The 19,212-nt window shown below is 69.2% G+C and carries 19 protein-coding genes; 1 reads left to right on the forward strand and 18 read right to left on the reverse strand.

Annotated elements, in window-relative coordinates; all coding sequences use genetic code 11:
* Positions 1 to 218: 218 nt before the first annotated feature.
* The gene (locus ACFWRT_RS08690) at positions 219 to 2,096 is read left to right on the forward strand and encodes a glycoside hydrolase family 18 chitinase (RefSeq protein ID WP_380950038.1); all 1,878 of its coding nucleotides are present in this window, start codon (positions 219 to 221) and stop codon (positions 2,094 to 2,096) included.
* Positions 2,097 to 2,197: 101 nt separating this feature from the next.
* Here ACFWRT_RS08690 and ACFWRT_RS08695 read toward each other — a convergent pair whose 3' ends face one another.
* The 18 genes from ACFWRT_RS08695 to ACFWRT_RS08780 form a co-directional block, all read right to left on the reverse strand.
* The gene (locus tag ACFWRT_RS08695) at positions 2,198 to 2,644 is read right to left on the reverse strand and encodes a DUF2550 domain-containing protein (RefSeq protein WP_030569125.1); all 447 of its coding nucleotides are present in this window, start codon (positions 2,642 to 2,644) and stop codon (positions 2,198 to 2,200) included.
* A gap of 156 nt (positions 2,645 to 2,800) precedes the next feature.
* Positions 2,801 to 3,175 carry a F0F1 ATP synthase subunit epsilon gene (locus tag ACFWRT_RS08700; RefSeq protein WP_015611381.1) on the reverse strand — a complete coding sequence of 125 codons (375 nt, stop codon included), beginning with the start codon at positions 3,173 to 3,175 and terminating at the stop codon, positions 2,801 to 2,803.
* A 109-nt stretch (positions 3,176 to 3,284) separates the two neighbouring features.
* Positions 3,285 to 4,727 (reverse strand): F0F1 ATP synthase subunit beta, encoded by a 1,443-nt coding sequence (atpD, locus tag ACFWRT_RS08705; protein WP_380950039.1) that lies wholly within the window; start codon positions 4,725 to 4,727, stop codon positions 3,285 to 3,287.
* Positions 4,727 to 5,644, reverse strand: a complete 918-nt coding sequence (locus ACFWRT_RS08710; RefSeq protein WP_380950040.1) for a F0F1 ATP synthase subunit gamma — start codon at positions 5,642 to 5,644, stop codon at positions 4,727 to 4,729. Before ACFWRT_RS08710 ends, atpD begins: the two co-directional genes overlap by 1 nt.
* A gap of 3 nt (positions 5,645 to 5,647) precedes the next feature.
* Positions 5,648 to 7,219 (reverse strand): F0F1 ATP synthase subunit alpha, encoded by a 1,572-nt coding sequence (gene atpA / locus ACFWRT_RS08715; RefSeq protein WP_380950041.1) that lies wholly within the window; start codon positions 7,217 to 7,219, stop codon positions 5,648 to 5,650.
* 143 nt (positions 7,220 to 7,362) lie between these two features.
* On the reverse strand, positions 7,363 to 8,178 hold the full coding sequence (locus ACFWRT_RS08720) for a F0F1 ATP synthase subunit delta (protein WP_380950042.1): 816 nt from the start codon (positions 8,176 to 8,178) through the stop codon (positions 7,363 to 7,365).
* On the reverse strand, positions 8,175 to 8,711 hold the full coding sequence (locus ACFWRT_RS08725) for a F0F1 ATP synthase subunit B (RefSeq protein WP_030569139.1): 537 nt from the start codon (positions 8,709 to 8,711) through the stop codon (positions 8,175 to 8,177). The genes ACFWRT_RS08720 and ACFWRT_RS08725 overlap by 4 nt, the downstream gene beginning before the upstream one ends.
* A 41-nt stretch (positions 8,712 to 8,752) precedes the next feature.
* Positions 8,753 to 8,983 (reverse strand): ATP synthase F0 subunit C, encoded by a 231-nt coding sequence (gene atpE / locus ACFWRT_RS08730; protein ID WP_015611375.1) that lies wholly within the window; start codon positions 8,981 to 8,983, stop codon positions 8,753 to 8,755.
* Between the two features lie 87 nt (positions 8,984 to 9,070).
* Positions 9,071 to 9,904, reverse strand: a complete 834-nt coding sequence (gene atpB, locus ACFWRT_RS08735; protein ID WP_015611374.1) for a F0F1 ATP synthase subunit A — start codon at positions 9,902 to 9,904, stop codon at positions 9,071 to 9,073.
* A 200-nt stretch (positions 9,905 to 10,104) separates the two neighbouring features.
* Entirely contained in the window at positions 10,105 to 10,545 is a 441-nt protein-coding gene (locus tag ACFWRT_RS08740) for a hypothetical protein (protein WP_380950043.1), read from the reverse strand.
* 266 nt (positions 10,546 to 10,811) lie between these two features.
* On the reverse strand, positions 10,812 to 12,203 hold the full coding sequence (locus ACFWRT_RS08745) for an MraY family glycosyltransferase (protein ID WP_380950044.1): 1,392 nt from the start codon (positions 12,201 to 12,203) through the stop codon (positions 10,812 to 10,814).
* Between the two features lie 132 nt (positions 12,204 to 12,335).
* Positions 12,336 to 13,634, reverse strand: a complete 1,299-nt coding sequence (locus ACFWRT_RS08750) for a serine hydroxymethyltransferase (protein ID WP_380950045.1) — start codon at positions 13,632 to 13,634, stop codon at positions 12,336 to 12,338.
* A 243-nt stretch (positions 13,635 to 13,877) separates the two neighbouring features.
* The gene (locus ACFWRT_RS08755) at positions 13,878 to 14,519 is read right to left on the reverse strand and encodes an arsenate reductase/protein-tyrosine-phosphatase family protein (protein ID WP_030569157.1); all 642 of its coding nucleotides are present in this window, start codon (positions 14,517 to 14,519) and stop codon (positions 13,878 to 13,880) included.
* The gene (locus ACFWRT_RS08760) at positions 14,516 to 15,163 is read right to left on the reverse strand and encodes an L-threonylcarbamoyladenylate synthase (RefSeq protein ID WP_030569160.1); all 648 of its coding nucleotides are present in this window, start codon (positions 15,161 to 15,163) and stop codon (positions 14,516 to 14,518) included. The genes ACFWRT_RS08755 and ACFWRT_RS08760 overlap by 4 nt, the downstream gene beginning before the upstream one ends.
* A 52-nt stretch (positions 15,164 to 15,215) precedes the next feature.
* Positions 15,216 to 16,061, reverse strand: coding sequence for a peptide chain release factor N(5)-glutamine methyltransferase (gene prmC / locus ACFWRT_RS08765; protein ID WP_380950046.1), 846 nt, complete (start codon positions 16,059 to 16,061; stop codon positions 15,216 to 15,218).
* Positions 16,062 to 16,113: 52 nt separating this feature from the next.
* Entirely contained in the window at positions 16,114 to 17,190 is a 1,077-nt protein-coding gene (prfA, locus tag ACFWRT_RS08770; protein WP_326703491.1) for a peptide chain release factor 1, read from the reverse strand.
* A 176-nt stretch (positions 17,191 to 17,366) separates the two neighbouring features.
* Positions 17,367 to 17,591, reverse strand: coding sequence for a 50S ribosomal protein L31 (gene rpmE, locus ACFWRT_RS08775; RefSeq protein ID WP_356748002.1), 225 nt, complete (start codon positions 17,589 to 17,591; stop codon positions 17,367 to 17,369).
* Between the two features lie 204 nt (positions 17,592 to 17,795).
* Positions 17,796 to 18,899 (reverse strand): LCP family protein, encoded by a 1,104-nt coding sequence (locus ACFWRT_RS08780; protein WP_380950047.1) that lies wholly within the window; start codon positions 18,897 to 18,899, stop codon positions 17,796 to 17,798.
* Positions 18,900 to 19,212 lie beyond the last annotated feature (313 nt).

Consider the following 19,212-nt stretch of genomic DNA (forward strand, 5'->3'; position numbering starts at 1 on the left):
GACGCGGCGCGGGGCCGCGCAAGGCCGGATTCCGGTCCGATTTCGGGCCGGTTCCGGCCTTCGATCTTTGGTCCAGACCTCTTGACGATTGGTCCAGACCTTCCTAATGTCACCCATCACACACTGCGGTGAGTACGAGAGCACCCGTACTCAGGGCGGCGCAGGGTTTGCAGTCCACGAATCATCCCCGTTTGCTGGACCTCACCCGAGGAGCACCGTTGAGCACTGAAACTCCCCCACGCCGTTCCCGCTTCAGATGGATTCCGCTGCGGAGCGGCCGGTCCAAGGTCATCGCCGGTCTCACCGCGCTGGCCGTGCCGTTCGCCGCGATGGTGGGTCTCGCGACTCCGGCCGCGGCGGCCACCTCGGCCACCGCCACGTTCACCAAGAAGTCCGACTGGGGCGGCGGCTTCGAGGGCCAGTGGACGGTGAAGAACACCGGCACCACGGCGCTCTCCTCCTGGACCATCGAGTGGGACTACCCCGCCGGGACCCGGGTCAACTCCGCCTGGGACGCCACCGTCACCAACTCCGGCAACCGCTGGACCGCCAAGAACCTCGGCTGGAACGGCAACATCGCGCCCGGCGCCAGCCTCAGCTTCGGCTTCAACGGCTCCGGCCCCGGCGCCCCGTCCGGCTGCAAGCTGAACGGCGCCTCCTGTGACGGCTCCACCGTCCCCGGCGACAACCCGCCCTCCGCCCCCGGCACCCCCACCACCAGCGACGTCACCAACACCTCGGTGAAGCTGAGCTGGAGCGCGGCCACCGACGACAAGGGCGTCAAGAACTACGACGTCCTGCGCAACGGCGCCAAGATCGCCACGGTCACCGGCACCACGTACACCAACACCGGGCTGACCGCGGGCACCGACTACACCTACGCGGTCCAGGCCCGGGACACCATCGACCAGACCGGCCCGATCTCCGCCTCCGTCTCGGTGCGCACCACCGGCGGTGGCGGCGGCGAGGAGCCCCCGCCCGGTGACAAGATCAACCTGGGCTACTTCACCAACTGGGGCGTCTACGGGCGCAACTACCACGTCAAGAACCTGGTGACGTCCGGCACGGCCGCGAAGATCACGCACATCAACTACGCCTTCGGCAACGTGCAGAACGGCAAGTGCACCATCGGTGACTCCTACGCCGACTACGACAAGGCGTACACCGCCGACCAGTCCGTCGACGGCAAGGCCGACACCTGGGACCAGCCGCTGCGCGGCAACTTCAACCAGCTCCGCAAGCTGAAGGCCCAGTACCCGCACATCAAGGTCCTCTGGTCGTTCGGCGGCTGGACCTGGTCCGGCGGCTTCGGCCAGGCCGTCCAGAACCCCGCCGCCTTCGCCCAGTCCTGCTACGACCTGGTCGAGGACCCCCGCTGGGCCGATGTCTTCGACGGCATCGACCTGGACTGGGAGTACCCCAACGCCTGCGGTCTGACCTGTGACACCAGCGGCCCGGCCGCGATCAAGACCATGGCCGACGCCATGCGCGCCAAGTTCGGCCCGAACAACCTGGTCACCGCCGCCATCACCGCGGACGGCTCCAGCGGCGGCAAGATCGACGCCGCCGACTACGGGGGCGCGGCCCAGTCCTTCGACTGGTACAACGTGATGACGTACGACTTCTTCGGCGCCTGGGCGGCCAAGGGCCCGACGGCCCCGCACTCCCCGCTGACCTCGTACACCGGCATCCCCCAGCAGGGCTTCACCTCCGCCGACGCGATCGCCAAGCTGAAGGCCAAGGGCGTCCCGGCCAAGAAGCTGCTCCTCGGCATCGGCTTCTACGGCCGCGGCTGGACCGGCGTCACCCAGGCCGCCCCGGGCGGCACGGCGACCGGCGCGGCCCCGGGCACGTACGAGGCGGGCATCGAGGACTACAAGGTCCTCAAGAGCACCTGCCCGGCCACCGGCACCATCGCCGGCACCGCGTACGCGCACTGCGGCACCAACTGGTGGAGCTACGACACTCCGGCCACCATCGGCTCCAAGATGACCTGGGCGAAGAGCCAGGGCCTGGGCGGCGCGTTCTCCTGGGAGTTCTCCGGTGACACCACCAACGGTGAACTGGTGAGCGCCATCAGCAACGGTCTCAAGTAGCCGACACGCGGTAACCACACCAGCGCCACCCCCCGAAAAGCGCCGGGGAGACGGGTCCGCCCCCCGTCTCCCCGGCTTTTCGCTGTGTACGTACGCGGCTTCTACGCCACGTTCACCCTCTGGCCCGGCGGCGCCGCCTCCAGCCAGGCGAGGAAGCCGGTCAAGGCGTCCTCGCTCATCGCCAGCTCCAGGCGGGTCCCCCGGTGGAGACAGCCGAGCACGACGGAGTCGGACAGGAGCGCGAGCTCCTCCTCGCCCTCCGGCAGCCGGCGGGCGATCACCTCGATCGCAGAACGCTCCAGGCCCCGGCGGGGGCGAGGAGCGTAGGAGAAGACACGGAACCAGTCGACGCGGTCGCCGCTGTAGCGGGCGACGCCGTAGACCCAGCCTTTGCCGGAGGGGTCCGGCTCCTCGGAGACGTCCCAGCGCAGCGAGCAGTCGAAGGTGCCTCCGGACCGCTGGATCAGCCGCCGGCGCAGACCGAAGACGAACAGTCCCACCAGGACCAGCACGATGACGGACACGCCCACCCACAACGCGAGGACCATCTCCACCGACCTCCTCGCATCGTCGAGTAACGGGTAACGCGTAACGGATAACGAACCGATTCGAACTGAACCGCACCTGCATCGCCTCAGCCGCGACACGGCTGGATTTCTCCAGCGCGGGCCGCGGCTGAGTAAAAACATCTCTCCGTGGGGGTGCTAGTGCACCGCCACCGCGCGCAGACGGATCTCGGCGCGCCGCTCAGCAGCGGCGTCCGCGTCCGACTTCGCGCGCTCCAGCGCACGCTCGGCGCGCTGGACATCGATCTCGTCCGCCAGCTCGACGATCTCGGCCAGCAGCGACAGCTTGTTGTCCGCGAACGAGATGAAACCGCCGTGCACGGCAGCGATGACGGTACCGCCCTCGCTCGTGCGGATCGTCACCGGGCCCGATTCCAGCACACCGAGAAGCGGCTGGTGACCGGGCATGATGCCGATGTCGCCGGACGTGGTTCGCGCGACGACCAGGGTGGCCTCGCCGGACCAGACACTACGGTCCGCGGCGACCAGCTCGACATGCAGCTCAGCAGCCAAGGGGGCTCCTCGGGTCACCACCCGGCCGCGCGGCCGGGTGTCGGTTCAATTCTACGGGGCGTGGTGAGGGGGGCGGGACCAGCCCCACCCCCCTCGGTGAGCCGGAGGCTCAGGAGACGCCGAGCTCCTTGGCCTTCGCCTTGAGGTCGTCCAGGCCACCGCACATGAAGAACGCCTGCTCGGGGAAGTGGTCGTAGTCCCCGTCGCAGATCGCGTTGAACGCGGAGATCGACTCGTCGAGCGGGACGTCCGAACCGTCCAGGCCGGTGAACTGCTTGGCGGCGTGGGTGTTCTGCGACAGGAAGCGCTCGACGCGACGGGCACGGTGGACGACGAGCTTGTCCTCCTCGCCCAGCTCGTCGATACCGAGGATCGCGATGATGTCCTGGAGGTCCTTGTACTTCTGCAGGATCCCCTTGACGCGGCTGGCCGCGGCGTAGTGGTCCTGGGAGATGTAACGCGGGTCCAGGATGCGGGACGTGGAGTCCAGCGGGTCCACGGCCGGGTAGATGCCCTTCTCGGAGATCGGACGGGAGAGAACCGTCGTCGCGTCGAGGTGGGCGAACGTGGTGGCCGGGGCCGGGTCGGTCAGGTCGTCCGCGGGGACGTAGATCGCCTGCATCGAGGTGATCGAGTGACCACGCGTCGAGGTGATGCGCTCCTGGAGCACACCCATCTCGTCGGCCAGGGTCGGCTGGTAACCCACCGCGGACGGCATGCGGCCGAGCAGCGTGGAGACCTCGGAACCGGCCTGCGTGAAGCGGAAGATGTTGTCGATGAAGAGCAGCACGTCCTGCTTCTGCACATCGCGGAAGTACTCCGCCATGGTCAGGGCGGACAGGGCCACGCGCAGACGCGTCCCCGGCGGCTCGTCCATCTGGCCGAAGACGAGCGCGGTCTTCTCCAGAACGCCCGACTCGGTCATCTCGTCGATGAGGTCGTTGCCCTCACGGGTGCGCTCACCGACACCGGCGAACACCGACACACCGTCGTGCAGCTTCGCCACACGCATGATCATTTCCTGGATGAGGACCGTCTTGCCGACGCCCGCACCACCGAACAGACCGATCTTGCCGCCCTTGACGTACGGGGTCAGCAGGTCGACGACCTTCAGGCCGGTCTCGAACATCTCGGTCTTGGACTCGAGCTGGTCGAAGGCCGGGGCCTTGCGGTGGATCGGCCAGCGCTCGGTGATCTGCGCCTCGGCCTCCGGCTCGTTCAGGATCTGACCGAGGGTGTTGAACACCTTGCCCTTGGTGATGTCACCGACGGGGACGGTGATGCCCGTGCCCGTGTCGGTCACCGGGGCCTGGCGGACCAGGCCGTCGGTGGGCTGCATCGAGATCGCGCGGACCACGCCGTCGCCCAGGTGCTGGGCGACCTCGAGGGTCAGCGTCTTGCGGGCGCCGGCCTCGGCCGGGTCGTCCACCTCGACGTGCAGGGCGTTGTAGATCTCCGGCATCGCGTCGACGGGGAACTCCACGTCGACGACCGGGCCGATGACCCGGGCGACGCGGCCCGTGGCAGCGGCCGTCTCAACTGTGGTCGTCATTACTTGTCACTCCCCGCGGTCGCGTCGGCCAGAGCACTGGCACCGCCGACGATCTCGCTGATTTCCTGGGTGATTTCGGCCTGGCGGGCCGCGTTGGCAAGCCGGGAGAGGCTCTTGATGAGGTCCCCGGCGTTGTCGGTGGCCGACTTCATCGCGCGGCGGCGGGCAGCGTGCTCGGAAGCGGCGGCCTGCAGCAGCGCGTTGTAGATACGGCTCTCGACGTAGCGCGGCAGAAGGGCGTCCAGGACGTCCTCGGCCGACGGCTCGAACTCGAACAGCGGAAGGATCTCGCCCTTGCGGGTGCTCTCCTGCGCCACCTCGTCGAGCGAAAGCGGCAGCATCCGGTCGTCGACCGCGTTCTGCGTCATCATCGACACGAATTCCGTGAAGACGATGTGCAGCTCGTCGACGCCGCCCTCGGCCGTCTCCTTCTGGATGGCCTCGATCAACGGGGCGGCGATGCGCTTGGCATCGGAGTACGCCGGGTTGTCGGTGAAGCCGGTCCAGGATTCCTCGACCTTGCGCTCGCGGAAGCCGTAGTACGCGACACCCTTGCGGCCGACGATGTACGTGTCGACCTCCTTGCCCTCGGAGGCAAGGCGCTCCCGCAGCCGCTCCGCCGCCTTGATGGCGTTGGAGGAGTAGCCGCCGGCCAGACCGCGGTCGCTCGTGACGAGCAGGACCGCGGCGCGGGTCGGCGCTTCGGCTTCGGTGGTGAGCGGGTGCTTGGCGTTGGAGCCGGTCGCCACCGCGGTCACCGCACGGGTGAGCTCGGTCGCGTACGGCATCGACGCCGCCACCTTGCGCTGCGCCTTGACGATGCGCGAGGCGGCGATCATCTCCATCGCCTTGGTGATCTTCTTGGTCGCGGTGACGGCTTGGATGCGGCGCTTGTAAACGCGAAGCTGAGCGCCCATCGATCAGCCCTCGCCCAGGAGCTTGCCGTCCGAGGTCTCGAACTGCTGCTTGAAGGCGGCGATCGCGTCGGCGATCGACTGCAGCGTGTCGTCGGACATCTTGCCGCCCTCGGCGATGCTGGTCAGGAGGTCCTTGCGCTCGCGGCGCAGGTACTCCAGCAGCTCGGCCTCGAAGCGACGGATGTCCTCGACCGGGACGTCGTCCATCTTGCCCGTGGTACCGGCCCAGACGGAGACGACCTGCTCCTCCATCGGGAACGGGGCGTACTGCGGCTGCTTCAGCAGCTCGACCATGCGCTTACCGCGCTCCAGCGAGGCCTTCGAGGCCGCGTCCAGGTCGGAACCGAAGGCGGCGAACGCCTCCAGCTCACGGTACTGGGCGAGGTCCACGCGGAGCCGGCCGGAGACCTGCTTCATGGCCTTGTGCTGGGCGGAGCCACCGACTCGGGAGACCGAGATACCGACGTTGAGCGCCGGACGCTGACCCGCGTTGAACAGGTCGGACTCCAGGAAGCACTGGCCGTCGGTGATGGAGATGACGTTGGTCGGGATGAACGCCGACACGTCGTTCGCCTTGGTCTCGACGATCGGGAGGCCCGTCATCGAACCGGCACCCATCTCGTCGGAGAGCTTGGCGCAGCGCTCCAGCAGACGCGAGTGCAGGTAGAAGACGTCACCCGGGTAGGCCTCACGGCCCGGCGGGCGGCGCAGCAGCAGGGACACGGCGCGGTAGGCGTCGGCCTGCTTCGAGAGGTCGTCGAAGATGATCAGGACGTGCTTGCCCTGGTACATCCAGTGCTGGCCGATGGCCGAACCGGTGTACGGCGCCAGGTACTTGAAGCCAGCCGGGTCGGACGCCGGGGCGGCGACGATGGTCGTGTACTCCAGCGCGCCGGCCTCTTCGAGCGCACCACGCACGGAGGCGATGGTGGAGCCCTTCTGACCGATGGCGACGTAGATGCAGCGGACCTGCTTGTTCACGTCTCCGGAGCGCCAGTTGTCGCGCTGGTTGATGATCGTGTCGACGGCCAGAGCGGTCTTGCCCGTCTGACGGTCGCCGATGATCAGCTGACGCTGGCCGCGGCCGATCGGCACCATGGCGTCGACGGCCTTGTAGCCGGTCTGCATCGGCTCGTGCACCGACTTGCGGACCATGACGCCAGGGGCCTGCAGCTCGAGGGCGCGGCGGTCGTCGGTCGCGATCTCGCCGAGACCGTCGATCGGCTGGCCGAGCGGGTCGACGACGCGGCCGAGGTAGCCCTCGCCGACGCCGACGGAGAGCACCTCACCGGTGCGCTGCACCGGCTGGCCCTCCTCGATACCGCTGAACTCGCCGAGGACGATGGCACCGATCTCGCGCTCCTCGAGGTTGAGGGCGAGACCGAGGGTACCGTCCTCGAACTTCAGCAGCTCGTTCGCCATGGCGGAGGGCAGGCCCTCCACCTTCGCGATGCCGTCGCCGGCAACGCTGACCGTACCGACCTCCTCGCGCGAGGCCGCGTCCGGCTGGTACGACTGGACAAAGTTCTCCAGTGCGTCCCGGATCTCCTCCGGCCGGATCGTGAGCTCCGCCATCTGGGTTCCCTGCTCTCCTTGTTGGGCCCGAAGTTTCTTAAGGGGGTCTGGGGGCCGACCCCCAGGAATCTTCTGCAATTTCTGCACGGCCCAACCGGGCCGCTGGTCTTGCTTGTTCTGCTGCCTTGCTCTGCTGCGCCGTGTCAGCCGGCCATGCGCCGGGTCGCCTCTTCGAGGCGCTCCGCGACGGTGCCGTTGATGATCTCGTCACCGACGCGCACCGAGATCCCGCCGAGGACCGCGGGGTCCACGTCCAGGTTCAGGTGCATCTCGCGGCCGTACAGCTTGGCCAGAGCGGCGCCGAGACGCTGCTTCTGCCGGTCGCTGAGCGGCACCGCCGAGGTGACGACGGCGACCGCGCGGTCGCGGCGCTCCGCGGCGAGCTTGGACAGGGATTCGATCCCTGCCTCCAGGCTACGTCCCCGCGGCTGCGTCACCAGACGGACGATGATCCGCTCGGTGACCGGCTGCGCCTTGCCGCCGAGCAGGCTGCGGAGCAGCTCGCCCTTGGCGGAGGCGGTGGCCGTACGGCTGGTGAGCGCGGAACGCAGCTCCGTGTCGGAGCCGACGATCCGGCCGAACCGGAACAGCTCGTCCTCGACGTCGTCGAGTCCGCCCGCGCGCTGAGCCGCGGTGAGGTCTGCGGTGTTCGCCAGCTCCTCGACCGAGTCCACCAGGTCGCGGGACTGCGACCAGCGGGAGCGGACCAGCCCGGAGACCAGGTCGACGGCTTCGCCGCTGACCTGACCGCTGAGCAGGCGCGCGGCCAGCTCGGCCTTGCTCTCGCCGCTCTGGGCCGGGTCCGTGAGGACCCGGCGCAGGGAAACTTCGCGGTCGAGCAGCGCGGTGACCGAGGCCAGGTCGTCGGCGAGGGCCGCCGCGTCGACCGACGTGTTGTCGGTCAGCGCGTCGAGCCGCTCACGTGCGGCGGCCAGTGCCTCGCGGCTCGCACCGTTCATCGGGCGGCCTCGGCCTTCGCCTCGAGCTCGTCGAGGAAACGGTCGACGGTGCCGCTCTGCCGGGCGTGGTCCTGGAGGGACTCACCGACGAGCTTGCCGGCCAGGTCGGTGGCGAGCTTGCCCACGTCCTGACGCAGCGCGGAGGACGCGGCCTTGCGGTCGGCCTCGATCTGGGCGTGGCCGGCGGCGATGATCTCTTCGCGCTGCCGCTGACCTTCCGCCTTCATCTCCTGGATGATGACGGCACCCTGCTCCTGCGCCTCCTGGCGCAGACGAGCGGCCTCGTGGCGGGCCTCGGCGAGCTGAGCCTTGTACTGCTCAAGAACGCTCTGCGCCTCGGTCTGAGCCGCTTCGGCCTTCTCGATGCCACCTTCGATCGCCTCGCGACGCTCGTCCAGGGCCTTGTTGATGGCCGGGAGGAGCTTCTTGTAGAAGACGAAGAAGACAATGCTGAAGCAGATCAGGCCGATGACAATCTCGGGCCAGACCGGAAACAGCGGTGACTGCGGCTCCTCAGCTGCCAGATGCAACATGGTGGACCTTTCGTCGAAAACGTATCGTCAGGTCGCCTGGACTACTTCGGGTAGATGAAGGGCGCGACGAAGCCGATGAGCGCCAGGGCCTCGATGACCGCGAAGCCGAGCAGCATGTTCTGGCGGATGATGCCGGCCGCCTCGGGCTGGCGGGCGATGGCCTGCACACCGTTACCGAAGATGATGCCGATGCCGACGCCGGGGCCGATCGCCGCGAGGCCGTAACCGATGGTGCCGATGTTGCCCGTGACGGCTGCGAGAGTCTCAGACATGGATCTGTGATTCCTTCTCTTGAGTGGCCGGTGGAGATTGCATCCACCGGACGTCTGGGGGGTGTCCGGGTGGTGGCCCGGGTGTCCTCAGTGCGCTTCTTCGAGCGCCTGGGACAAGTACGTGGCGGTCAGCACGGTGAACACGTAGGCCTGGAGCGCCTGAATGAACATCTCGAAGACGGTCAGGGCCAGCGTGACGGCGAACGACGCGGTGGCGTAGACGGTGCCCAGCACCGTGCCCAGCATGTACCAGGTCGCGATCGTGAAGACCAGGATGAGGATGTGGCCGGCGAACATGTTGGCGAAGAGTCGGACCGCCAGCGTGAAGGGGCGCACGAAGATGTTCGAGACGAACTCGATCGGCGTCAGGATCACGTAGATCGGCTTGGGCAGGCCGCTCGGCACGCACAGGTTGCGGATGCCGCCGACGAAGCCGTTGTTCCGGAAGGTCACCGACATGTAGACGACCCAGACGAGCAGGGCCAGTCCGACCGGGTAGGCGATGAGCGAGGTCACCGGGAACTGTGCGAGCGGGATGATCGCCCACAGGTTCATCACCCAGATGAAGAAGAAGAGCGACACAAGCAGCGGGACGAAGGGCTCGCCCTTCTTGCCGATGATCTCCTTGGCGATGCCTCGGTGCACGAAGTCGTAGAGGATTTCGGCGACCGACTGCAGCTTGCCGGGAACGACCTTGGGCTTGGAGAAGCCGGCCCAGAACAGGCTCACGATGACGATCGTCCCGATGATCGCCAGCAGCATCGGCTTGTTGAAGTCGACCGGACCGATACTGAAGATCGGGTCGAAGATGAACGACCACGCGCTCGGGGCTGGGAATCCGCACGAGCCCTGGAACAGGTGGCAGTCAACCTCGAAGGCGAGCGTCTGGGCGTCAGCAGTCACCAGGAGCTCCTTCTGCATGGCGCATGGATACGGCTACCTCGTTGTATCGGAGCGGCTGGCAGCCGCAGGTCGGCACCGGACTGGTTCTTACGGTGAGGAGGCGGCGGCCGGGCCCGAAGCCTCGCGATGAATCAGGCGACAGCCGTGTTGTCCGCGCCCGCAGTACCGCAACCGAGACCGGACGATAGCAGCATGTCGAACAGGGCTTTATCCCGGCCCTACTGGTCATGCTTCCCCTTGGTTCCACCCGGGGCGTTCCGGCTCTCCGCCTCCGGATCGACGTACAGGGTCTTGCTCCTGGCGTGCAGCACGGTCTGCGTGATGATCCAGGTGATCACCGAGGCGACCAGCGTGAGGGCGAAGACCTGGAGATCGAAGAGAGTGGTGTTCCTGATGGCCATGATCAGGCCGAGCAGGAGCACCAGTTGGACCGAGTAGACCAGCAGCCCCATGCCCTGGAAAAGGTGCGGCATCGACTTGGCGACCCACTGCAACGCCAACTGTCCGAGGGCCATGAAGAGAATGACCACCACGCAGCCCATGACCGCGCCGATCGCTCCCTTGCCGCCGGCGACGAGCCCGCCGACGAGCGTGGCGATGGCTCCCACCGCGGCGGTGGGGGTGGCGATGCGCAGTACTTCGCGCATGTCGGACTGCATGGCGGCAGCTCCACTGGTCTAAGGGAGGAATGGGGCGTCGTCATGGACGAGCTTAGGCCCGGTCCGCGAGGCGGTTTTACGGGTACGAGGACCGTCTCACTAGGGTCCTTCGGCTCCGCCACCGGGTCTCGTGAACGGTATCACAAACTATTTGATGAGGTCTTTACCTGGAAAGTGTGCCAACTGTCACACATGAGGACTAGTCCGCGCGTGTGTGCACGGCAAGGCAGCGCAATGTCTGGTAATGCGGCGGGGAGCCCGAATAGTCAGCGCGCGGAATCGATGGACCGGCGCTCGGAGAAACGCGAACGGGCGCCGATCGCGGTCGCCCCGTTGACGCGGGACACCCCGACCGCCACAGGGGCCCGTTCGGGGCTCTCCTCGCCCATCTGAGTGTCCTCCGGGGCGTGTTGGGCGCCGGAGGTCACGAGGGCCGGCTTCTCGTCGTGCGAGGGGGAGGAAGCCTGCTCCGGGGCGGGGCGGCGGTAGCGCGGGGGTACGAAGCGGTTGGCCCAGTGCGGGGTGCGGGGGGTGAAGCGGGGCATCAGGAGCAGGACCAGACCCACCGCGCTCGCCGCCATGATCACGAAGACGATCCACATCGAGGCCGAGTGCACCGAGTAGCCGACGGCGCCGAAGGCGATCAGGGCCGACCAGAAGTACATGATCAGCACGGCCCGGCTGTGCGAGTGGCCGATCTCCAGCAGGCGGTGGTGCAGGTGGCCCCGGTCGGCGGCGAACGGCGACTGGCCGTTCCAGGTGCGCCGGACGATGGCCAGGATCAGGTCCGCGGCCGGGATCGCGATGATCGTCAGCGGCAGCACCAGCGGGATGAAGACCGGGAGCATCGCGTGGGTGGCGCCGCGCTCGCTGCCGTCGAAGAAGAGCCGCATCGTGTCCGGGTCGACCTGGCCCGTGATCGAGATCGCGCCCGCCGCCAGCACCAGGCCGATCAGCATCGAGCCCGAGTCCCCCATGAAGATCCGCGCCGGATGCATGTTGTGCGGCAGGAAGCCGATGCACATGCCCATCAGGATCGCCGCGAAGAGCGTCGCGGGGGCCGCCGCCTCGATCCCGTAACCCATCCAGAGGCGGTAGGCGTAGAGGAAGAACGCCGTGGAGGCGATGCACACCATGCCCGCCGCGAGCCCGTCCAGGCCGTCGACGAAGTTGACCGCGTTGATCGTGATGACGACCAGCGCCACCGTGAGGAGCGTGCCCTGCCACTGGGTGAGGGCGACCGTGCCGACGCCGGGGATCGGCAGCCACAGGATCGTGAGGCCCTGGATGACCATGACGGCGGCGGCGATCATCTGGCCGCCGAGCTTGATCAGGGCGTCGATCTCGAACTTGTCGTCGAGCACGCCGATCAGCCAGATCAGGGCGGCGCCGGAGAGCAACGCCCGTGGCTCGTTGGAGAGTTCGAAGACGCCCTTGAGGTTGAAGAGGTGGTCGGCGACGATCAGTCCCGCACACAGTCCGCCGAACATGGCGATCCCACCGAGCCGGGGTGTCGGCTCCCGGTGGACGTCGCGCGCACGGATCGCGGGCATCGCCCCGACCGCGATGGCGAACTTACGCACCGGTCCGGTCAGCAGATAGGTCACCGCTGCCGTGACACAGAGCGTCAGCAGGTAATCACGCACGGGCTGCCCCACAGAATTCGCCGGCCATCCAAAACCCACACCCTAGTCTCAGGAACAAGGACTCCACGGTACGGGTGATGGTTGCACAGGGTTCGGCTGACCCGGATACGCCGGAGTCCACTACTCCGGAAACGGTCCGGGCGACTACTCCGGGTACGGCGGTTTGCGCGCCGCCAGTTCCCGGACCTCCGCCGCGACCGGGCTCACATCGCCCGGCTCCCGCACCGCCGCCCCGAACAGCGCCGCGATCCTCGCCATGTCCCCCTCGTCCATCCCCTGCGTCGTGACGGCGGCGGTCCCCAGACGGATGCCCCGGGCCTCCCCGTACGGCAGCGCACACGTGTCCAGGACCATGCCGGCCGCCGAGAGCCGCATCCGGGCGGTGCGGCCGTCGACGCCCAGCGGGGCCGGGTCCGCGACGATGATGTGGGTGTCCGTGCCGCCGGTCGTCACCTGGAAGCCCTCGGCCTCCAGACCTGCGGCCAGCACCCGGGCGTGCGCGACCACCTGGTGTGCGTAGAGCGTGTACGCCGGTGTCGCCGCCTCGCCGAACGCGACCGCCTTCGCCGCCACCGTGTGCATCTGCGCGCCGCCCTGGGTGAACGGGAACACCGCGCGGTCGATCCGCTCCGCCAGCTCCGCGCCGCACAGGATCATGCCGCCGCGCGGTCCGCGCAGCACCTTGTGCGTGGTCGCGCAGACGACATCCGCGTACGGGACCGGGCTCGGCGCCGCTCCCCCGGCGATCAGCCCCATCGGGTGGGCGGCGTCGACGATCAGGTACGCGCCGACCTCGTCGGCGATCTCCCGGAACAGCTCGTAGTCCGGGTGGCGCGGGTAGGAGATCGAGCCGCAGACGATCGCCTTGGGGCGGCGGGCGCGGGCCAGGGCGCGGAGCCGGGAGTAGTCGATGAGCCCGGTTCCCGGGTCCACGCCGTAGCCGACGAAGTCGAACCAGCGGCCGGAGAAGTTGCCGGGCGCCCCGTGGGTGAGGTGTCCCCCGTACGGGAGTCCCATCGCGAGCACCGTGTCCCCCGGGCGCAGCAGGGCGGCGTAGGCGGCGAGGACGGCGGAGGAGCCGGAGTGCGGCTGGACGTTGGCGTGTTCGGCGCCGAAGAGGGCGGTGGCGCGGCGTACGGCGATGCGTTCGGCGGCGTCGGCGTGCTCGCAGCCGCCGTGGTGGCGGGCGCCCGGGTACCCCTCGGCGTACTTGTTGGCGAGCGGGGAGCCGAGGGCGGCCAGGACGGCGGGCGAGGTGAAGTTCTCGGCGGCGATCAACTGGAGGCCGGCGGCCTGCCGGTTCCGCTCGGCGAGCAGGACCCCGGCGATCTCCGGGTCCTGGCGGAGCAGGGCCCCGAAGTCCTGGGGCAGATCCTCGGACGCGTCCGGCACGGCAGCCGGAACGGATGCGGAAGCGGGTGCGGCGGGAGAGGTGACCGGCATGGGACGGCTCCGGGCCTGGAGGAGGGTGTGCCGGCGAGGGGCCGGTGTCAGCTCCAATGTAGGCCGGGGCGGAGCGGTGTGCCCGCTGTCGCGAGGTCCCGTACGCCGGTCGGCGCACCGGCGCTCCCTACGGGCTCCGTGCGGGGGCGCGTACGCCGGTCCGCGCACAGGGGCTCCGTACAGCGCGCGTACGTCCGTCAGTGCCGGAGCTCGTACGCCGGTCCACGCCGGGCGCTCAAGGTCTCAGTGCGGCGCGCGTACGCCCGTGAGCGCCGTGACCACCGGGTCGAGCGCCTGGTTGATCTCGTCGCCGATGGAGCGGAAGAAGGTGATGGGCGCGCCGTAGGGGTCGTAGACCTCGTCCGCCTCGGCGGTCGGGGCCAGCAGCCAGCCGCGCAGCGCGGCGGCGGCGCGGACCAGGGCGCGGGCGCGCTCGACGACGCCCTCGTCGAGCGGGTCGGGCAGGGTGGCGGGGTCTATCGCCCGCACCAGCCGGGTGAACTCCTTGAGCGTGAAGGTCCGCAGGCCCGCGGAGTGGCCCATGGAGATGACCTGGGCGCGGTGGTCGCGGGTGGCGGTGAGGACCAGGTCGGCGCGGATCACGTGCTCGTCGAGCAGTTCGCGGCCGACGAAGCCGGTGGCGTCCGCGCCGAAGTCCGCGAGGACCACCTCGGCGTTGGCCTCCATCGGCGCGCCCTCATGGCCCCAGGTGCCCGCGCTCTCCACGATCAGGCCGCCGCTGAGCGGGTCGCCGAGGCGGCCCACCAGGGCATGGCGGGTCAGCCGCTCGGTGATCGGTGAGCGGCAGACGTTGCCGGTGCTGACGTGGAGGATGCGGAAGGTGTCGGTCCGCCCCGCTATGCCACGCCCCTCGGGCGCGGTCAATTGGCCACCTCGAGGTCGGGGACCACCTTGCGCAGCTCCTCGACGGAGAGCGCGCCGGCCCGCAGGAGGACCGGGACGGCGCCGGTGACGTCGACGATCGAGGACGGCACGATGCCGGGCGTCGGGCCGCCGTCGAGGTAGACGGAGACGGAGTCGCCGAGCATGCCCTGGGCGGCGTCGCAGTCCTCGGGTGAGGGGTGTCCGGTGAGGTTGGCGCTGGAGACGGCCATCGGGCCGACCTCGGTCAGCAGCTCGATGGCGACCGGGTGCAGCGGCATCCGGATCGCGACGGTGCCCCGGGTGTCGCCGAGGTCCCACTGGAGCGAGGGCTGGTGCCTGGCGACCAGGGTGAGCGCGCCGGGCCAGAAGGCGTCGACCAGCTCCCAGGCCTGCTCGGAGAAGTCGGTGACCAGGCCGTGCAGGGTGTTCGGGGAGCCGATGAGGACGGGGGTGGGCATGTTGCGGCCGCGCCCCTTGGCGTCCAGCAGGTCGGCGACGCCCTCGGCGCTGAAGGCGTCCGCACCGATCCCGTACACGGTGTCGGTGGGCAGCACGACCAGTTCGCCGCGGCGGATCGCGGAGGCGGCCTCGCGCAGCCCCGTGGTCCGGTCGGTGGCGTCGTTGCAGTCGTATCGCCGTGCCATCAGCCGGCCTCCTGGAGCGTGTACGGGTACGGGGTGTGGAGCCGGGGGCCGGTCACGGCATGGCCTTACGGGCGGTGGCGAACCGGGGCCGCTTGTTCAGGTCGGGGTGGTCGGCCGCGTCGGCCCAGCCCCGCTCCTCGGTGAAGATCCACGGCACCTGGCCGCCCTGGGTGTCGGCGTGCTCGATGACGACGAGGCCGCCGGGGCGGAGCAGCCGGTGGGCGGTGCGCTCGATGCCGCGGATGGTGTCGAGGCCGTCCTCGCCGGAGAAGAGGGCCATCTCCGGATCGTGGTCGCGGGCCTCGGGGGCGACGTACTCCCATTCGGTGAGCGGGATGTACGGCGGGTTGGAGATCACCAGGTCGACCTGGCCGTCGAGCTCGGGAAGGGCGCTCAGGGCGTCTCCCTTGTGCACGGTGACCCTGGACCCCTCGGCGTTCTTCCTGGTCCACCTGAGGGCGTCCTCGGAGAGCTCCACGGCGTGCACGCGCGAGCGCGGGACCTCCTGCGCCATGGCGAGCGCGATCGCGCCCGATCCGGTGCACAGGTCGACGACGACGGGCTCGACGACGTCCATCGCGCGGACGGCGTCTATGGCCCACCCGACGACCGACTCGGTCTCCGGCCGGGGCACGAAGACGCCGGGTCCGACCTGGAGCTCCAGGTAGCGGAAGAAGGCGCGGCCGGTGATGTGCTGGAGCGGTTCGCGGGCCTCGCGGCGGGCGATCGTCTCCCAGTACCGGGCGTCGAAGTCGGTGTCGGGCACGGAGTGCAGCTCGCCCCGCTTCACGTCGTGCACGAAGGCCGCGAGTTCCTCGGCGTCGAATCGCGGTGAGGGGACACCGGCGTCGGCCAGCCGCTGGGTGGCCTGGGCCACCTCGGCGAGCAGCAGGTTCATCGCGGTTCTCCGTACGGTTCACGTGTGCGGGGCGGGCGGTGCGGTCAGCGGCTCACGCGTTGGCGAGCTTGGCGGCGGAGTCGGCGTCGACGCACGCCTGGATGACGGCGTCGAGCTCTCCGTCGAGCACCTGGTCCAAGTTGTACGCCTTGAAGCCGACGCGGTGGTCCGAGATGCGGTTTTCCGGGAAGTTGTACGTCCGGATCTTCTCGGAGCGGTCGACCGTACGGACCTGGCTGCGGCGCACGTCGGAGGCCTCCTGCTCGGCGGCCTCCTGGGCGGCGGCCAGCAGCCGGGAGCGCAGGATGCGCATGGCCTGCTCCTTGTTCTGGAGCTGGCTCTTCTCGTTCTGGCAGGAGGCGACGACGCCGGTCGGCAGGTGCGTGATGCGGACGGCGGAGTCGGTCGTGTTGACGGACTGGCCGCCGGGCCCCGAGGAGCGGTAGACGTCGATGCGCAGGTCGTTGGCGTGGATCTCGACCTCGACCTCCTCGGCCTCGGGGGTGACGAGCACGCCCGCGGCGGAGGTGTGGATACGGCCCTGGGACTCGGTGGAGGGCACGCGCTGCACCCGGTGCACCCCGCCCTCGTACTTCATCCGGGCCCAGACGCCCTGGCCGGGCTCGGTGGCCCCGTTGCCGCCCTTGGTCTTGACGGCGACCTGGACGTCCTTGTAGCCGCCGAGCTCGGACTCGGTGGAGTCGATGATCTCGGTCTTCCAGCCGATGCGCTCGGCGTAGCGGAGATACATGCGCAGGAGGTCGCCGGCGAAGAGGGCGGACTCGTCGCCGCCCGCGCCCGCCTTGATCTCCAGGAGCACGTCCTTGTCGTCGCTGGGGTCGCGCGGGACCAGGAGGAGGCGGAGCTTCTCCGTGATCTCCTCGCGCTGCTTCTCCAGCTCCTTGACCTCGGCGGCGAAGTCGGGGTCGTCCGCGGCGAACTCGCGGGCGGTCTCGATGTCCTCGCCGGTCTGCTTCCAGGCCCGGTACGTGGAGACGATCGGGGTCAGCTCCGCGTAGCGCTTGTTCAGCTTGCGCGCGTTGGCCTGGTCGGCGTGGACCGACGGGTCGGCGAGCTTCTTCTCAAGACCGGCGTGTTCACCGATCAGTTCCTCGACCGCCTCGAACATTCGGGGGCTCCTGGTTGGTCTGAAATCTGCGGGCCTGCTGGAGGGCGTGACTGCCCGGTGGGGTGTACGGAAGGGCTTTCACCGCATTACGGAGCGCCCCCCGCACACCCGACCGGAAAAAACGCCGGTTCCGACGCCCCCGGGAAGAGGGCGCCAGGAACCGGCGCAGTGGCTCGCTACTTGCTGGCGGAGCCGGCAGCCTTGCCGAAGCGGGCCTCGAAGCGGGCCACGCGGCCGCCGGTGTCGAGGATCTTCTGCTTGCCCGTGTAGAACGGGTGGCACTCGGAGCAGACGTCGGCACGGATGGTGCCGTTGTCGATGGTGCTCCGGGTGGTGAACGACGCACCGCAGGTGCAGCTGACCTGCGTCTCGACGTACTCGGGGTGGATCTCGCGCTTCAAGGTGTCTCCTAGTTTCGGGAGGGCGCCGGGTCGTCCGCGCGGATTGCGCGGCCGTGAACCGGGGCCGACGTACCAGTCTGCCAGGACCGGCCGTATCTCCCAAAACCGGGGGCGGGCCGCAGGTATTCCCCGGGGGCCTCAGCGCACGGTCCGTCCGGCCGCAGCGCACCGTCCGTCCGGCGTCGGCGCACGGTCCGTCCGGCGTCAGCGCACCACTTGTCCGGCCTCTCCCTTGTCCCCGGCGGACTTCTCGGTGGCGGAGGCCGGGATCGGCCGGTCCTGCTTCAGCGCGGCCCACACCTGCTTGCCGGCCTTCTCCTGCGGGAGGACCCGGTTCGGGTCGGCGGGGTCGTACTCCACCGGCAGGGTCACCATGTGCACGTTCTGCGCGCCGAGCCCCTTGAGGCCGTTCGCGAACCCGGTGAGCTTCTTGACCGAGCCGAGGCCGGAGTCGGTGGTGACCGCCTTGGTGGCGGCGTCCGCGAGGCCGAACAGCTTCTTCGGGCTGGAGAACACCCCGACGCTCTTCGCCTGCTCCATCAGCGCCTTGATGAAGGCCTGCTGGAGCTGGATCCGGCCGAGGTCGCTGCCGTCCCCGACGCTCTTGCGGGTACGGACGAGGCCGAGGGACTCCTCGCCGTCCAGGGTGTGGGTGCCCGGCTCCAGGTCGAGATGGCTCTTGGCGTCGTTGATCGCGCTCTTGGTGGTGATCTCGACGCCGCCCAGCTCGTCGATGAGCTTCTCGAAGCCGGTGAAGTCGACCTCGACGTAGTGGTCCATGCGGATACCGGACATCGATTCGACGGTCTTCACCGCGCAGGCCGGTCCGCCGACCTCGTACGCCGTGTTGAACATGGCCCGGTGCTCGGCGGGGACCGTCTCGTCCGTCGTGTCACTCGCGCAGGAGGGGCGCTCGATCAGGGTGTCGCGCGGTATCGAGACGACGCTCGCCGACCTGTGGCCCTTGTCGACGTGCAGGACCATCGCCGTGTCGGAGCGGGCGGCACCTTCGTCGGCGCCGTACTTGCCGTTGTCACCGGAGCGCGAGTCGGAGCCCAGCACCAGGATGTCCTGCGAGCCGTCGTCCACGTCGTCGGGGCGGTCGGTACCGAGCTTGGCGTCGATGTCGATGCTGGAGAGGTTGCCGTCGAGCGTGACGTACGCGTATCCGAGCCCGGCCCCGCCGACGACCACCACGCCCGCCGCGGTCCAGGCCGCGATGACCTTCGTCCGGTGCCGGCGGGAGGGCTTCTTCCGGCGGGTGCCGGTGCCGCGTATCCGCCCCGGGGTCTTCTTGTGCTCGCTCACGCGTCTCCCTCGTCACGGCGCTCCACCTGCTCCTCACCCCCGGCCCCGGCCCTGCATGACGGTTCCGGGAGGGTTTGTCATCTCTTGATCAGACGGCGAAGCAGCAAGAAGGGTTGCACAGGGCTCTGTGTGTCCCGCGTGAGCGGCGAAGGGCGCGAGCGGGTCGGCGGGCGGGCCGCGATTCCGCGTTCACCTGCGGTTTCGTGGCCCTGGCACGTATCGGCGGAGGCGCCGTGCGCCGGGCCGGCGTGTGGCAAAGGTCTCGGGGCGGGCGCCGGGAACGCCAAGGGCCCCCGGCACCGTGGTGCCGGGG

It is taken from the genome of Streptomyces cyaneofuscatus, assembly GCF_042718795.1.
Classification (GTDB): Bacteria; Actinomycetota; Actinomycetes; order Streptomycetales; family Streptomycetaceae; genus Streptomyces; species Streptomyces cyaneofuscatus_A.

Bases quoted from the DNA above. Each gene is read 5' to 3' on its own strand.
- ACFWRT_RS08695 (WP_030569125.1), bottom strand. From the start codon at position 2,644: ATGGTCCTCGCGTTGTGGGTGGGCGTGTCCGTCATCGTGCTGGTCCTG.
- atpD (WP_380950039.1), bottom strand. From the start codon at position 4,727: ATGACGACCACAGTTGAGACGGCCGCTGCCACGGGCCGCGTCGCCCGG.
- ACFWRT_RS08710 (WP_380950040.1), bottom strand. From the start codon at position 5,644: ATGGGCGCTCAGCTTCGCGTTTACAAGCGCCGCATCCAAGCCGTCACC.
- atpA (WP_380950041.1), bottom strand. From the start codon at position 7,219: ATGGCGGAGCTCACGATCCGGCCGGAGGAGATCCGGGACGCACTGGAG.
- ACFWRT_RS08720 (WP_380950042.1), bottom strand. From the start codon at position 8,178: ATGAACGGTGCGAGCCGCGAGGCACTGGCCGCCGCACGTGAGCGGCTC.
- ACFWRT_RS08725 (WP_030569139.1), bottom strand. From the start codon at position 8,711: ATGTTGCATCTGGCAGCTGAGGAGCCGCAGTCACCGCTGTTTCCGGTC.
- atpE (WP_015611375.1), bottom strand. From the start codon at position 8,983: ATGTCTGAGACTCTCGCAGCCGTCACGGGCAACATCGGCACCATCGGT.
- atpB (WP_015611374.1), bottom strand. From the start codon at position 9,904: ATGCAGAAGGAGCTCCTGGTGACTGCTGACGCCCAGACGCTCGCCTTC.
- ACFWRT_RS08740 (WP_380950043.1), bottom strand. From the start codon at position 10,545: ATGCAGTCCGACATGCGCGAAGTACTGCGCATCGCCACCCCCACCGCC.
- ACFWRT_RS08750 (WP_380950045.1), bottom strand. From the start codon at position 13,634: ATGCCGGTCACCTCTCCCGCCGCACCCGCTTCCGCATCCGTTCCGGCT.
- ACFWRT_RS08760 (WP_030569160.1), bottom strand. From the start codon at position 15,163: ATGGCACGGCGATACGACTGCAACGACGCCACCGACCGGACCACGGGG.
- prmC (WP_380950046.1), bottom strand. From the start codon at position 16,061: ATGAACCTGCTGCTCGCCGAGGTGGCCCAGGCCACCCAGCGGCTGGCC.
- prfA (WP_326703491.1), bottom strand. From the start codon at position 17,190: ATGTTCGAGGCGGTCGAGGAACTGATCGGTGAACACGCCGGTCTTGAG.